The organism is Alkalihalophilus lindianensis, assembly GCF_032843265.1.
Lineage (GTDB): Bacteria > Bacillota > Bacilli > Bacillales > Bacillaceae_D > Alkalihalophilus > Alkalihalophilus lindianensis.
On record NZ_JAWJBA010000003.1, the window covers coordinates 395,885 to 408,846 of the forward strand.

Here is a 12,962-nt window from a genome sequence, read left to right on the forward strand (position 1 = left end):
GTAAGGGAAGGAAGGGGTTAGCCCCTTCCTTCTTCAAGTGTGCCATTCCATTCGTTGTGAAATTGATCAAGGAACTGTTCCATAAACTGATGGCGCTCTTTGGCTAATGACCTCCCTGCATCAGTGTTCATCAAGTCCTTTAGCTTTAGTAGTTTCTCATGAAAATGATGAATGGCAGATGAATTTCCATTTCTATATTCATCTAGCGTCATCGATTCTCTAGTAGGTAAGCTGGGATCATACATCGGTTGACCTTTACTCCCGGAATATATAAATGTACGTGCAATTCCAACTGCCCCTAATGCATCAAGACGATCAGCATCTTGAACAACTTGACCTTCAATAGTAGCCATCGGTTCTCCGTTCCCACCTTTAAAGGACATGGAAGTAATAATAGATAAGATATGATCAATCGTCTCTTTATCTAGTTTTCTTTCGCTGAACCAAGCTTTGATAGCCTGTAAACCGCCCTCTTCACTTTCTACCACTTTATCATCTGCCAAATCGTGAACAAGGGCAGAAAGGGTAACAACGACAAGGTCAGCGTGCTCTTTTAGGGCCAATGCTTTTGCTGTTTTAGTAACACGTTCTATGTGATGCCAATCATGACCTGTATGCTCATTCCATAATTGTTCCCTCACCCATTGGGTGGTTGCTTCTATAATATCTTGATGTTTCATCGTAACCCTCCTGATAACGTAGCACTTCTCTTTTTTTGCTGTGTTTGAGCTAAGCGATTCACTTCACGGACAAATCGCGAAGGATGTGCTCGTTTTCCCCGTCTCATCGTAGGGACTGAGATGGATAGTGACGTTTCAGCTCTTGTCATCGCCACATACATCAATCGTCTTTCTTCTTCTAGTGGTTTATCATTTCCTTCACGCCAAGCGTCTAAGGCATAATCATGTGGGAGGGACCCCTCAACTGCTCCAAGTATATAGATATGTTTGTACTCTAATCCTTTGGCTCGGTGAATGGTTAAAAGTTGAACAGCTTCACTATTTACAGGTTGCTTCTTTGCTTCTTCTTGTTTCGCAATCATATGGTCAACATGCTCAAGGAACGATTCGATCGTAGTGTGTTGTCTTGCTGAAACTTTTAAGTCGCGTACATCGTCTGAACCGCGTTCTAGCTTATTTCCTTCGTTTCCTTGTTTCTTAAGATAATCCTTTAATCCCATTTCCTGTTCAATAAAACTGATGGCATCTTCAGGCGTTTTCTTTTTGATTTGTCTAAATTGATCCGGAAGCTTTTGTAATTTCTTCTGTTGAAAGGACTGTAGCCCACTTAAATGGGTAAGAGCTTCAACAAATGTACAGTCTTCTGTAATCGTTAATGCTTTTAAATCTTGTAACACCTGTTGCTTCAAAAATAGCGCACCAATTAGGTCTTGGATTGCTTGTCCATTATCTGGGTTTAAACTAAGGCGGAGATAGGCAAGCACTTTACGAACCGTTTTTCTGCGATAAAAAGAATCACCATCATTTTCAATTGAAAAAGGGATGCTTGAGGTAACCATGCGCTCAAATAAAGCCCGTGAGGTTACATTCGTGCGGAATAGTATTGCAAAATCGTTAGGGTTTTCCCCTTTTTCTATTCGGCTCTTAATATCATTGACGATCATCGTTGCTTCTTCCTCTTCATCATAAGGATAAAAGAGTATAGGTGGAAGTTCCTCTGTATATTGAGCAAATAATTGTTTGTTAAAACGAGTCCGGTTCGTTGCAATCACATTATTTGCAGCTTGGACGATTGGGTGATTGGAACGATAATTCTGATTAAGGATGACTACTTTTGCCTCTGGGTAGGAAGAAGTAAATGAAAGGATATAATCAGGGTCACTGCCGCGAAAAGCATAAATCGATTGATCATCATCCCCAACTACACAAAGGTTTTTAGATGGATTTGTAAGTAGGCTGATAAGTTCAACTTGAACCTTATTTATATCTTGAAATTCATCGATTGAAACGTATGAAAAACGTTCTTGGTATCGTTCTAAAAGCTTTTGATTAGTGCTCAGAAGATCATAACAACCGATTAACATATCATCAAAATCAAACAATCCTTTTCTTTGTCTCATTTCTTCATAACGTTTATACAAATAGGCTGCACGCTCTTCCCAAATGTCTTGAGGTTTGATTTGGCTTGGGTTTTGCATATGGTTTTTCCACCAACTTATTTGAGTCAGGGCTTGATCATAAGCAAATTCTTTTTCATCTAAATGAATTTCGCGTCCCGCTTCTTTTAGCATCTGGTCTCTTTGCCAATCCCATTTTAATAAGTGGGTACTATTCCATTGTTCCGGACTATGATGCATGAGCATTCTATAGAAGATGCTGTGGAAGGTTCCTACGACCAATTGTTGCAACATTTGACGATTTAGACCTGGGTAGATCGTCATCCGCTCTTTCATTTCCTTTGCTGCTTTGGCAGTAAAGGTGACTAAAATCATTTCTTTTGGTGAATAATCTTTCTCAGTGAGCATATATGCTGCTCTTGTTGTTAAGACACGCGTCTTCCCACTTCCAGCTCCCGCTAAAATTAACAATGGCCCCTCCGTCGTAGTAGCCGCCTGCCATTGTTGATCATCTAATAATATATCCTGCTCTTTTAAAGAAGCTCTGTAGCCGGTCAACGATTCATTTTTCTCCTTTTTAGTAAGAGGGAAAGGGGGTATCGCTTTTACGTTTTCAGGACCACGCCACGGGTCATCAGCGTGTATTTCAGATGTAGAAATCGATCTTCTTTTTGGCATACTAAAGCCATTTGTATTAGTTACAGGAAGTAGCTCCTTTGGTTGTATCTGTTTTTTTATCAAGCTTTCTTCATAGGCTAGAACTTCTTTTTGACAATCAAGAGTAGTGGTGGGGTGGATGAATGATGGAGCATCATAGATCCCTATATGAAATCGCATTGGCTCACCACAATGCATACAAGTTGTCTCTTGACGAATACTAGCATTATGAAATTGTTGCCATTCACTTCTGTCAAGTGATGGAATGTGAATAATTTTTTGTTTATATAAAGCTGTTTTCAAGTGGGAGCCTCCTAACTTTAAAAATCATAAACGAATTAAAATACCTTTCTATCCTAGCAGATTTCATGCTAAAGGTGGGCTGATTTTAGAAAAGACATCATCATACGTAAGGAGGAATTAGAATGATTACTTTTTTTTCTGCAGGAATCGTTGTAACACTGCTATCCCTTTCTTTGTTTGGTTACGGTTGGATAATAGGACAGGAATTTTTGTTCGGTCCATTCATCGCTTCGTTAATAGGGTTAAACTTCCTTTTCATTACCTACATCCAATATAAACAAATGAAAGAGGACGGAAGTTTATAGAGGTTAAGAGAGGGTAGAGGTCCGATATGAAATAAAGGTGAAGGAGCTATTTCGATGAAGAAACAGCGTGTCGGGACATGTGAACTTTGCGAGAGGGTAAATGTAAAATTAACGATTCACCATCTGATACCGAGAGAGGAAGGTGGGGCTCATTTAGAGAAAGCTCAGCTATGCATCCCCTGTCATAAACAAATTCATGCCTTGTACACGAATACAGAAATAGCCATTCGATTGACGACCATTGATCGTTTAAAGGATGACGAGCAATTAAAGAAATTTATAAGATGGATTAAGAAACAACCTTCTACTACTTTAATTCGCATTAAAAAGTCTAAGGAAAGGCGATGGAAATCAAAGTGATTTAGATCGCCTTTTTATCGTTGTTTTAAGAGGAGATGGCTTTAAAGCATTCAGTCGTCTAGCTTCTAATTCAGAGGTGCAGTGCGGACATCTGGTTGCTTTATAAGCAATTGATTTAAAGCAAAAGGAGCAAAGCTTTGTTTTCATATCAATCAATGGATCTTCATTAGGTCTTCTTATTTTATTCATTTGTCTTACAAATAAAAAAAGGATAAAAGCAACAATCATAAAATGAACGATGTGATTGAGGAAGGAACCATAATTAAGCATAGGCACCCCAGCAGCTTCAGCTTCTGAAAAGGTGTCAAAGCGACGATTTGATAAATTAAGGTATAGATTAGAAAAATCAACTTGTCCGAATAACACGCTAAATGGCGGCATGATCACATCATGCACTAATGATTCTACAATTTTAGCGAAGGTTGTGCCGATAATAACGCCTACACTCATATCAATTACATTTCCACGAACTGCAAACTCTTTGAATTCTTGTAGGATCTTCATATATACATCACCCAGCTAACATAGGAAGTTTCTATAGCCTATGCAAAAAAAATGACGACATGATTAAAAAGGAGGACATGAATGATAAGATTCATGTCCTCCTTCGGTATACTGGGCTAGCTGGATTCGAACCAGCGCATAACGGAGTCAAAGTCCGTTGCCTTACCACTTGGCTATAGCCCATCGCTCTGTACTTATAGATTACCCTGATTGCAATTTCCTATACAAAAATGATAAAGGATTTTTTTAACACATGTCGAATAACAAGGGAACGAAAGGAGTGATGTGATTGTATGAAGTTGAAAAAATAAGTGCAGGGCTCATTAATGAAGCCGTTGGATTTTTTGCTTCCGATATCCATCTAGTTCCAATTGATCAAGCTTGGCTCATCCAATTGCGAATAAATGGCAAGCTATATGATTTTAAACAAATTCCACTCATCCTAGGTGATCGATTAATGGGCCACTTAAAATACACATGTGGCATGGACATAGGGGAGAGGCGCTTGCCTCAAAGTAATTCTATGACCATCGAAGTGAAACAGCGCTTATATAATTTACGATTATCCACTCTGCCCACACGATCTAAAGAAAGTCTAGCTATTCGAATTCTCCCTCAAAGCTCCGCTCAACCATTATCCACCCTTCCTGTTCTCTACTCAAATCGTTCCACATTGAACAATATTACTGCCTTGCCTTATGGATTGTGTTTAATTGCTGGTCCAACTGGATCTGGTAAAACAACGACCCTTTATGCTTTATTAGATGATATTTTATTGAAGCATCATAAGAAAATTATTACCATTGAAGACCCTGTAGAGAGGTCCTTACATTCACTCATTCAAATTGAAACCAATGAAAAAGCTGGAATATCATTTGAAGTAGGCTTGAGGGCTGCTTTGAGACATGATCCGGATGTTCTGATGATTGGAGAAATACGTGATGCAGCTAGTGCAAAGTTGGCTGTGCGTGCAGCACTCACTGGACATCTTGTTTTTGCTACTATTCATGCGAACAATAATTATTCTGCACTCTTAAGGTTACGTGAATTTGGTGTTTCAGCACATGACATAAAGGAAGCGTTACAATCGGTTGCTATGCAATATTTAGTAAATGTCAAAAGCTCTGAAGGAGATGAAGGTGTCTATTTTGGAGATGTTCGAATTAATAAGAGAGCAGCCTTATACACATTTGATAATCGATTGCACATTCATCAAATGATTGAATCAGGTCATACTCGAAAGCTTAACACTTTACCTCACCAAGCTAGGAAGGCATGGGCTCTAGGCTTCATTGATCGAGAAGAGCTAGAAAGAGGGTGGAAGGGGTGATAGGGCTATTTAAAAAACATTCAAACCATATGTCTTATGCAAAATGTTTTCGTTTACTAGGAGTATTGCTTAAACAGGGATATTCGATGGAAGATGCTCTTTCCTTTATGCTTATTCACCAGCCGATCGTTATAGTAGAAAGGCTCAGTGAAGTGAAACTAGCTTTAAAAAGTGGTCAAGAAATTCATAAAGCTTTTTCTCTTTTACCGATACCTAAAGACATCGTTTCCTTTCTTTATTTTTATCAATTCCACGGTGATGTAAGTGATGGCTTTATTCATGCAGGTACTTTATTAGAAAAGCGTCTTCAAACAACACAACAATTATTTAAATTAATGCGTTATCCTATTTTGCTTATTTGGATTTGTCTAGTGGTCCTTTTGGTACTACATCAATTTGTAATTCCTCACTTCAATTCACTTTTTTTGTCAATGCAAGGAGAGCCCCCATTACTTACAGTGATGGTACTAAAATTTTTAGTTTTGATGCCATATCTTGGCTTTGCCCTTCTTTTATTTACACTGAGTGGATTAAGTTATTTTCTTCTTTTTAAGCATAAGTGGTCACCAAAAAGGCGTGTGGAATCCTTATTGAAGATTCCTTGGTTGTCTGCTTGGGTTAAACAGCTATGTACCTACTTTTTTTCTCTTCAAGTCGGACGCTTACTTCGATCCGGTACCTCTCTTCAAGACGCATTGAATATTTTCGAGCAACAACCTCATCTACCTTTTTTTCAACAAGAAGTGATTTCAATAAAAGTAGAACTTCAACTTGGTAGGCCTTTTTATGAATTAGTCAGAGAAAGAGATTATTTTTTAAGAGAACTTTCGTTTGTGGTGGAAAACGGAGAACGGACAGGGCATTTAGGAAGCGACCTCGATAATTTTAGCGGAATTATTTATAGTGAATTAGAAGAAAAGTTAAATAAGATAATGGATTTCTTGCAACCAGTTATTTTTATTGTGTTAGGAGCTTTTATTTTTATTTTATTTTTAGCGATTATGCTGCCGATGTTTCAAATGATCGGGACATTGCAATAAGGATCAGAGAAGGTAGGACACAAGCCTTTTTAATGAAAATAATTTTTTTTGTAAAAAAGGCTTGTGTTTGTATGTTGTTTCATGGTACATTATTAATCGTCGCTGGTGAACAAAATTCACCATACAGACAAGCCTTTAAGATATAGCCTTTTACATAGGGGGGCCTTAGCTCAGCTGGGAGAGCGCCTGCCTTGCACGCAGGAGGTCAGCGGTTCGATCCCGCTAGGCTCCACCAATTATATAGCGGAGGAATACCCAAGTCCGGCTGAAGGGATCGGTCTTGAAAACCGACAGGCGGGTTAAACCGCGCGGGGGTTCGAATCCCTCTTCCTCCGCCATATTTATTTAAATTTTATTCTATATGTATCTAACGTCGCGGGGTGGAGCAGTTCGGTAGCTCGTCGGGCTCATAACCCGAAGGTCGGAGGTTCAAATCCTTCCCCCGCAACCAAAATGGTCCGGTAGTTCAGTTGGTTAGAATGCCTGCCTGTCACGCAGGAGGTCGCGGGTTCGAGTCCCGTCCGGACCGCCATTTTAAAAATTATAGTGGAGGGGTAGCGAAGTGGCTAAACGCGGCGGACTGTAAATCCGCTCCCTCCGGGTTCGGCGGTTCGAATCCGTCCCCCTCCACCATTTATAATTATGGCGATTGTGGCGAAGTGGTTAACGCACCGGATTGTGATTCCGGCATTCGTGGGTTCAATTCCCATCAGTCGCCCCATTTTTATTTTTGGGCTATCGCCAAGCGGTAAGGCAACGGATTTTGATTCCGTCATGCGTAGGTTCGAATCCTGCTAGCCCAGCCATTTCTTTGCGGAAGTAGTTCAGTGGTAGAACACCACCTTGCCAAGGTGGGGGTCGCGAGTTCGAATCTCGTCTTCCGCTTAGTCTCTAGCGCCCTTAGCTCAGCTGGATAGAGTGTTTGACTACGAATCAAAAGGTCGGGAGTTCGAATCTCTCAGGGCGCACCATTTGAAATTTAAAAGAAACATGCGGGTGTAGTTTAGTGGTAAAACCTCAGCCTTCCAAGCTGATGATGTGAGTTCGATTCTCATCACCCGCTTTTTATTTTTTTCATGGGCCTGTAGCTCAGCTGGTTAGAGCGCACGCCTGATAAGCGTGAGGTCGGTGGTTCGAGTCCACTCAGGCCCACCATTCCACAGTAGCTCAGTGGTAGAGCAATCGGCTGTTAACCGATCGGTCGTAGGTTCGAGTCCTACCTGTGGAGCCATGGAGAAGTACCCAAGTGGCTGAAGGGGCGCCCCTGCTAAGGGTGTAGGTCGCGTGAGCGGCGCGAGGGTTCAAATCCCTCCTTCTCCGCCACTTTTAAGTATGGCCCGTTGGTCAAGCGGTTAAGACACCGCCCTTTCACGGCGGTAACACGGGTTCGAATCCCGTACGGGTCACCATTTTAGTTAGAGCCATTAGCTCAGTTGGTAGAGCATCTGACTTTTAATCAGAGGGTCGAAGGTTCGAGTCCTTCATGGCTCACCATATATTTTAATATGCGGGTGTGGCGGAATTGGCAGACGCGCTAGACTTAGGATCTAGTATCTTATGATGTGGGGGTTCGACTCCCTTCACCCGCACTTTTAAAAACTTGTACTCATTATGAGTACAAGTTTTTTTGTTACTTTTAACGTTTTATAAAATAGGGTTCCTCCTATAGGAAGCTAGCTATACACTAATTATGTTTAGCTAGCTTTTTGACGTCTCTTTTTCTTTTTCTGGTACATAATCAATTCCACCTGGATGAAAAGGGTGACACTTACTTAATCGTTTTATCGTCAAGTAGACCCCTTTAAGTGCGCCAAACCGTTGAATTGCTTCAATGCCGTAATGAGAACATGTAGGATAGAAGCGACATGTTGGAGGCTTTATCGGTGAAATGAATTTTTGATAGATACGGATGAAAAACAATAATAAATTTTGCAACTGAAAAAACCTCGCTTTTTTTGAGATGAAGAAGGAATTTGTTTGCTTGATGTCTAATTATAGCAAACAATGACAAAAGAAAGGAGGGAAGGAGCTTTAAGATTCCTCTATGTTCTTCATTCAGTTTCCCGCAAGATACCCTATCCCCGAGGTGATGCCAATTGAAAAAGTATTTATTTAATCAAAAAGGATTTACACTTGTTGAAATGTTGGTTGTTTTAATGATTATTTCGATCCTCTTATTAATTGCTATTCCTAATATGACAAAAAATAATGATGTTGCGGGCTCAAAAGGGTGTGAAGCCACTATAAAACTTCTTCAAACACAAGTGCATGCTTATGAAATTGAAGAAAATGCAAAACCATCTACACTCCAAGCTCTTGCAGATGAGGGCTATACTGAGACGACAACATGTCCTAATGGAGAACAACTAAAGCTTGAAAATGGTAAAGTTGTTTCCGATTAATAGGCAATCCTCACAATCTGGTCATACGTTGACTGAATTACTTGTCACTCTTTTAATCTTATCAATCCTCTTATTACTACCCATCATTTTTCTTCCCAACTCCTGGAACAGTTATAAAACAGAAGAAGTAGCTAAACAATTTAAAGAAGACTTACTTCTAGCCCAACACTTAGCGATGGCACATGGACGCACAATCGAAGTGTCAATAAACCAAACAGGGAAAGAATACATCATTCGAGGTACTTCCAACGATATTCTTTTACGACGATCTTTTATGGATGAAACAATGATTTTTCACTCCAGTAGCCTTCCACTTACTAATATTAGATTTTTGTATAATGGAAACCCGATGTATTCTGGAACGATGTTATTAGAAGTGGGCGGGCATACGTACCGGTTTACCATTCTATTAGGAAAGGGGAGAGTTGATTATCGGAAATTCTAAAGGGTTCACGCTAGTAGAAGTGATGATGTCCTTCCTGCTATTAGCAATATGCTCAATGGTGATCCTGCCTGCATTTTTGGTTGTATATAATGAAAGGTTAACTCTTAAACAAGAGGAGAAAGTCCTTCATCATCTTCAAGAATTAATTCAACTCTATTTAGTGGATCAACCACCGATTGAATTAGATTCGTGGGTTAAAAAAGAAGAATTCACAGATCCTGCCACGAATGTTTACCTCGTTTGTTTATCTTTTGTTGGTGAAAATAAACGGGATTACAAGAGGTGTCTGCATGCTAAAAGATGAAATGGGCTTTACGTTACTTGAAAGCTTAATTGTTATTAGCCTCCTTGTAATCATAATAAGTCTTTTTCCTCTTATGACAAAGCTGATCGGTTCTTCAAAAAATTTTGATACTCATGGACAATTTGAATTAATGATATTTATGAACCAGTTAAATGATGATCTGCTAGAATCTGTTGAGATGCGCGTTTTGGACAAAGAATTAATCCTTATAAAAGGAGATGGCCGTGATATTAGTTATCGACATGTAGAAGGCATGCAAGTTCGGCGGTTTGCAAAAAATACAGGCTATGTTCCCATGCTTTTTCGGGTTGAATACTTTCAATGCGTAAAGGATTTACCCCGCCTAAGATGCGATGTGAAGCTAATTGATGGTCAGGAAGCGAGTCGTGTGATGATGCCTATGTATGGGGTTAGGGATGAAGAATGAACGAGGATTTGTGTATCCCATCGTTTTAATATTGTGCACCCTTTTACTGTTTGGTTTTCTAACTCATACAAATATCTATCTACAAGAAAAGAGGTTTATTGCAGAACAAAATCATATAATCCAATTAGATTCATACTTGCAAATGAGTATAGTGGATTTTTTAGAGGAGGTAAGTTCTAACGGAAACTCTTCAACATTTTCCTTTTCATATGATGGTGGGGTCGTTACACTTGTAGTAGTGACTAAAAACGAAAGTGAATGGCATGTAGCGATGCGAGCGACTCTTAAGGAGCCTTCTCGTACTCGAAATGCGCAATTTTATTATGATCCTAATCATCATGTGATAAAGGAATATTGGGGGGTATCAAGGCGTGAATGAGAAAATTTATCTTACAGGATTTATGGGTTCTGGAAAAACGACTGTAGGCCAAGCCTTAGGGAAGGCGATTGGCTATCAAGTAATTGATACGGACCAATGGATTGAGCAGACCTACAGGACGTCTATTTCGACTATTTTTGAAGAAAAAGGGGAGGACTATTTTAGATCCCTTGAAACAGAGGCACTTCGCAATCTTTTGAATAAAAGAGCTATTATTACGACTGGGGGAGGAATTGTAGTACGTGAAGAAAATCGACAAATCATGAAACAATCAGGTAAAGTCGTCTTTCTTGATTGTGAAATAGAAGAAGTGATTCGCCGTACTTCAATGGATCACTCTAGACCATTATTAAAACAAAAAAACAAAGAACAGATTTCAGCAATGTTTAAGGAACGGCTTCCCTTTTATAGAGAGGCTGATATTCAGATCGACACAACCGGTAAGTCGATTCTAAATTTGGTTGAAGAATTAAAATCACTTATGCTTAAGTAGATTGAAATATGGTCATACTAAAACGAATAATCGTTGAGGTGATGATCGTGTCATTGAATGACTATGTAAAGTTTTTAACACAACAATTTGTTTTAAAGCTTGATCAACCAAAAGAAGTTAGAAAAAAAGAGAAAGCTGCAAAGAAAGCAGAACGTCCTCCATTTGCTTATCGTACTTTTGGAATTGTACCACTAGCTATCAGTCTGTTTTTTAAAAAAAGAGCATCAAAAAAATAGGCAAAAATCACCAAGTAATTAAAGTGAATCTTGATAAATATGTTAGTAAATGTCGTTTTAAATCCATGTGACACACATTTGCCACTGATCAAGCATTTACAATCAAAGTTTATCTCGTATATAATAAGTTTGTACTCTATAATTAGATAACCAGCATTATGACTTCCAATTGACGGATAGTGATTGCAAAAGAAGGAGGGAGTAAGCAAATGGAGCGCATGTATCGTGTTTTAGCTTTCTGGACAGGTATCTTCTCAGTCTTGTTCTTTGTTGGTGATATGCTTAACATGGCTTTGCTATTCTTTGCCCAAACAGGTGCATTGTTAGCACTAAGCTATTTAAACTTATCAGAACGTGTGTATATTTACATTTTTGGTGCGTACTTAACGATTTTCTTCGTTGGTTTTACGTACTATTCAACTTTCTTATTAGTACCAAGTTTTGGAGGTCACTAGGATCTTCGGTACATATACACACAAAAGAACGTTGCTCCGTATTGGAACAACGTTTTTTGTTTGCTTAAAATCCGGATAAGAAAGGGTTTTCATCCATTTCTTCTCCTATTGTTGTTGTAGGACCGTGTCCTGATGCGACGGTAGTTTCTTCGGGTAACTCTAATAATTTTGAATGGATACTTTTTATTAACTGTTCGTGGTTTCCTCCGGGTAAATCAGTTCTTCCGATACTTTGTTTAAAAAGAGCGTCTCCTGAGAACACGATACCTTCTGAAGCAAGATAATAGGAGACACTACCTGGTGAGTGACCAGGGGTGTGAAAAACCTCGAATGTAAACTCGCCGATATGTATGGGGTCTTCAGTAGTTAAAAGATGATCAGCAGGTTGAGTTGAAATAGCAGCATCACCTAAAAAGCGTGATGAACCATTTTTATTGGGGTCTGTTAACCAATGCTTTTCTTCTTGATGGATGTATACAGGGCAATTGAATGCATCTCGTACCTCATCTACTGCACCGATATGATCAAAATGAGCATGGGTTAATAAAATTGCTAACGGTTTAATGGATTGATCTTTTAGCCATTTAATAAACTCAGGTCCATTACCACCTGGATCAAAAATAACAGCTTCTTTATTTTTATTCATTAGTACGTATGCGTTTGTTTGCAATGGCCCTAGTGGGATTTGTGTCCAGTTCATTTTATCTCCTCCGTCTTCCTTTTCTCATACTATCACCTTTATCTTACTATCTTCTATCAGATGTTACAAAGGTATGCTCATTTTGTTATCGACTTAAAACGTTCACAGGTACCAATTTTTTTGTCTGTAATTTTCCTTGCTTTTTGAGTATACTGAAGGTAAGAGGGTGAAGCTTATAAGAAACCTTTACTCAATCGGATGATTTTTTGTTCAGTGCTTTTTCGCTATTGTACCGTGTTAAGCTTAATATCCTCTTGTTTGAGGACATGGTTTTGTTTATAATAAGATGTACAAACTGGGTACTGAGTTACATACATAAGGAGGGTGAGACCATATGTTTTTAGCAATTACTTTTCTATTAGTAGCGATCCTTTCTGCAGTAGGAATTGTGCGCGAAATGCGTAGAAAGAACTTCTTTGCAGTAGGTTTTGCTGCATTATCACTTGCTGTATTTGGCTGGTTCTCAGTCATGACTATTATCTCAATCGTCGCTGGTGGCGGCGCAACAGCTTAATGAAAAAACTCCCTTATCTATCCGATGAGGG

Annotated in this window: 18 protein-coding genes and 17 tRNA genes; 29 read left to right on the forward strand and 6 right to left on the reverse strand. The window is 39.2% G+C overall.

The features are described from left to right. Positions 1-17 precede the first annotated feature (17 nt). Positions 18-680, reverse strand: a complete 663-nt coding sequence (locus RYX56_RS12020) for an HD domain-containing protein (protein ID WP_317122289.1) — start codon at positions 678-680, stop codon at positions 18-20. Further along, positions 677-3,037 carry an ATP-dependent helicase gene (locus RYX56_RS12025; RefSeq protein WP_317122290.1) on the reverse strand — a complete coding sequence of 787 codons (2,361 nt, stop codon included), beginning with the start codon at positions 3,035-3,037 and terminating at the stop codon, positions 677-679. The genes RYX56_RS12020 and RYX56_RS12025 overlap by 4 nt, the downstream gene beginning before the upstream one ends. Positions 3,038-3,159: 122 nt before the next feature. Between RYX56_RS12025 and RYX56_RS12030 the strand changes: the two genes are divergently transcribed. Next, complete coding sequence (locus tag RYX56_RS12030; RefSeq protein WP_317122291.1) at positions 3,160-3,342, forward strand: hypothetical protein; 183 nt, start codon at positions 3,160-3,162, stop codon at positions 3,340-3,342. A 54-nt stretch (positions 3,343-3,396) separates the two neighbouring features. Then, entirely contained in the window at positions 3,397-3,702 is a 306-nt protein-coding gene (hlpB, locus tag RYX56_RS12035) for an HNH nuclease-like protein HlpB (RefSeq protein ID WP_317122292.1), read from the forward strand. On the opposite strand, the gene mscL is transcribed toward hlpB, so the two are convergent. Both mscL and RYX56_RS12045 read right to left on the reverse strand, forming a co-directional pair. Further along, positions 3,694-4,206: a large conductance mechanosensitive channel protein MscL gene (mscL, locus tag RYX56_RS12040; RefSeq protein ID WP_317122293.1), complete on the reverse strand. Its 513-nt coding sequence runs from the start codon at positions 4,204-4,206 to the stop codon at positions 3,694-3,696. The genes hlpB and mscL overlap by 9 nt on opposite strands. Positions 4,207-4,317: 111 nt before the next feature. Beyond that, positions 4,318-4,389: transfer RNA gene (locus RYX56_RS12045), tRNA-Gln, on the reverse strand. Positions 4,390-4,495: 106 nt separating this feature from the next. Between RYX56_RS12045 and comGA the strand changes: the two genes are divergently transcribed. The 18 genes from comGA to RYX56_RS12135 all read left to right on the forward strand — a co-directional run bounded on the left by comGA (position 4,496) and on the right by RYX56_RS12135 (position 8,165). Next, on the forward strand, positions 4,496-5,536 hold the full coding sequence (comGA, locus tag RYX56_RS12050) for a competence type IV pilus ATPase ComGA (protein WP_317122294.1): 1,041 nt from the start codon (positions 4,496-4,498) through the stop codon (positions 5,534-5,536). A 29-nt stretch (positions 5,537-5,565) separates the two neighbouring features. Further along, complete coding sequence (gene comGB / locus RYX56_RS12055) at positions 5,566-6,576, forward strand: competence type IV pilus assembly protein ComGB (RefSeq protein ID WP_317122391.1); 1,011 nt, start codon at positions 5,566-5,568, stop codon at positions 6,574-6,576. Between the two features lie 159 nt (positions 6,577-6,735). Further along, positions 6,736-6,811 (forward strand) — tRNA-Ala (locus RYX56_RS12060). A gap of 10 nt (positions 6,812-6,821) precedes the next feature. After that, positions 6,822-6,914: transfer RNA gene (locus RYX56_RS12065), tRNA-Ser, on the forward strand. A gap of 36 nt (positions 6,915-6,950) precedes the next feature. Beyond that, positions 6,951-7,027 (forward strand) — tRNA-Met (locus tag RYX56_RS12070). A 4-nt stretch (positions 7,028-7,031) separates the two neighbouring features. Beyond that, positions 7,032-7,108, forward strand: a tRNA-Asp gene (locus RYX56_RS12075). A gap of 16 nt (positions 7,109-7,124) precedes the next feature. Then, positions 7,125-7,209: transfer RNA gene (locus RYX56_RS12080), tRNA-Tyr, on the forward strand. Between the two features lie 12 nt (positions 7,210-7,221). Next, positions 7,222-7,297: transfer RNA gene (locus tag RYX56_RS12085), tRNA-His, on the forward strand. A 10-nt stretch (positions 7,298-7,307) separates the two neighbouring features. After that, positions 7,308-7,382, forward strand: a tRNA-Gln gene (locus tag RYX56_RS12090). Positions 7,383-7,389: 7 nt separating this feature from the next. Further along, positions 7,390-7,461: transfer RNA gene (locus RYX56_RS12095), tRNA-Gly, on the forward strand. Between the two features lie 9 nt (positions 7,462-7,470). Then, positions 7,471-7,547: transfer RNA gene (locus tag RYX56_RS12100), tRNA-Arg, on the forward strand. 21 nt (positions 7,548-7,568) lie between these two features. Further along, positions 7,569-7,639: transfer RNA gene (locus RYX56_RS12105), tRNA-Gly, on the forward strand. A 15-nt stretch (positions 7,640-7,654) separates the two neighbouring features. After that, a tRNA-Ile gene (locus RYX56_RS12110) sits at positions 7,655-7,731 on the forward strand. A gap of 1 nt (position 7,732) precedes the next feature. Then, positions 7,733-7,807 (forward strand) — tRNA-Asn (locus RYX56_RS12115). A gap of 1 nt (position 7,808) precedes the next feature. Beyond that, a tRNA-Ser gene (locus RYX56_RS12120) sits at positions 7,809-7,899 on the forward strand. 11 nt (positions 7,900-7,910) lie between these two features. Continuing rightward, positions 7,911-7,985: transfer RNA gene (locus RYX56_RS12125), tRNA-Glu, on the forward strand. A gap of 9 nt (positions 7,986-7,994) precedes the next feature. Further along, a tRNA-Lys gene (locus RYX56_RS12130) sits at positions 7,995-8,070 on the forward strand. Between the two features lie 13 nt (positions 8,071-8,083). Beyond that, positions 8,084-8,165, forward strand: a tRNA-Leu gene (locus RYX56_RS12135). Between the two features lie 109 nt (positions 8,166-8,274). Here the strand turns inward: RYX56_RS12135 and yidD are convergent. After that, positions 8,275-8,511 (reverse strand): membrane protein insertion efficiency factor YidD, encoded by a 237-nt coding sequence (gene yidD / locus RYX56_RS12140; protein ID WP_317122295.1) that lies wholly within the window; start codon positions 8,509-8,511, stop codon positions 8,275-8,277. Positions 8,512-8,672: 161 nt separating this feature from the next. Between yidD and comGC the strand changes: the two genes are divergently transcribed. The 8 genes from comGC to RYX56_RS12180 all read left to right on the forward strand — a co-directional run bounded on the left by comGC (position 8,673) and on the right by RYX56_RS12180 (position 11,717). Continuing rightward, complete coding sequence (gene comGC / locus RYX56_RS12145; RefSeq protein ID WP_317122296.1) at positions 8,673-8,978, forward strand: competence type IV pilus major pilin ComGC; 306 nt, start codon at positions 8,673-8,675, stop codon at positions 8,976-8,978. Beyond that, positions 8,956-9,423 (forward strand): competence type IV pilus minor pilin ComGD, encoded by a 468-nt coding sequence (comGD, locus tag RYX56_RS12150; protein WP_317122392.1) that lies wholly within the window; start codon positions 8,956-8,958, stop codon positions 9,421-9,423. The genes comGC and comGD overlap by 23 nt, the downstream gene beginning before the upstream one ends. Beyond that, a complete protein-coding gene (locus RYX56_RS12155; protein ID WP_317122297.1) occupies positions 9,404-9,727 on the forward strand; it encodes a type II secretion system protein in 324 nt (107 codons plus the stop codon). Before comGD ends, RYX56_RS12155 begins: the two co-directional genes overlap by 20 nt. After that, complete coding sequence (locus tag RYX56_RS12160; protein WP_317122298.1) at positions 9,714-10,154, forward strand: ComGF family competence protein; 441 nt, start codon at positions 9,714-9,716, stop codon at positions 10,152-10,154. Before RYX56_RS12155 ends, RYX56_RS12160 begins: the two co-directional genes overlap by 14 nt. After that, the gene (comGG, locus tag RYX56_RS12165) at positions 10,144-10,533 is read left to right on the forward strand and encodes a competence type IV pilus minor pilin ComGG (RefSeq protein ID WP_317122299.1); all 390 of its coding nucleotides are present in this window, start codon (positions 10,144-10,146) and stop codon (positions 10,531-10,533) included. Before RYX56_RS12160 ends, comGG begins: the two co-directional genes overlap by 11 nt. Beyond that, on the forward strand, positions 10,526-11,026 hold the full coding sequence (locus RYX56_RS12170; protein ID WP_317122300.1) for a shikimate kinase: 501 nt from the start codon (positions 10,526-10,528) through the stop codon (positions 11,024-11,026). The genes comGG and RYX56_RS12170 overlap by 8 nt, the downstream gene beginning before the upstream one ends. A gap of 47 nt (positions 11,027-11,073) precedes the next feature. Beyond that, positions 11,074-11,262, forward strand: coding sequence for a YqzE family protein (locus tag RYX56_RS12175; RefSeq protein WP_317122393.1), 189 nt, complete (start codon positions 11,074-11,076; stop codon positions 11,260-11,262). A 209-nt stretch (positions 11,263-11,471) separates the two neighbouring features. Further along, complete coding sequence (locus RYX56_RS12180) at positions 11,472-11,717, forward strand: DUF2626 domain-containing protein (protein ID WP_317122301.1); 246 nt, start codon at positions 11,472-11,474, stop codon at positions 11,715-11,717. Positions 11,718-11,781: 64 nt separating this feature from the next. Here the strand turns inward: RYX56_RS12180 and RYX56_RS12185 are convergent, their stop codons facing one another. Next, positions 11,782-12,417: an MBL fold metallo-hydrolase gene (locus tag RYX56_RS12185; protein WP_317122302.1), complete on the reverse strand. Its 636-nt coding sequence runs from the start codon at positions 12,415-12,417 to the stop codon at positions 11,782-11,784. Positions 12,418-12,751: 334 nt separating this feature from the next. Here RYX56_RS12185 and RYX56_RS12190 point away from each other — a divergent pair, with 334 nt between their 5' ends. After that, the gene (locus RYX56_RS12190) at positions 12,752-12,931 is read left to right on the forward strand and encodes a DUF2759 domain-containing protein (RefSeq protein WP_317122303.1); all 180 of its coding nucleotides are present in this window, start codon (positions 12,752-12,754) and stop codon (positions 12,929-12,931) included. The last annotated feature ends 31 nt before the right edge of the window (positions 12,932-12,962 follow it).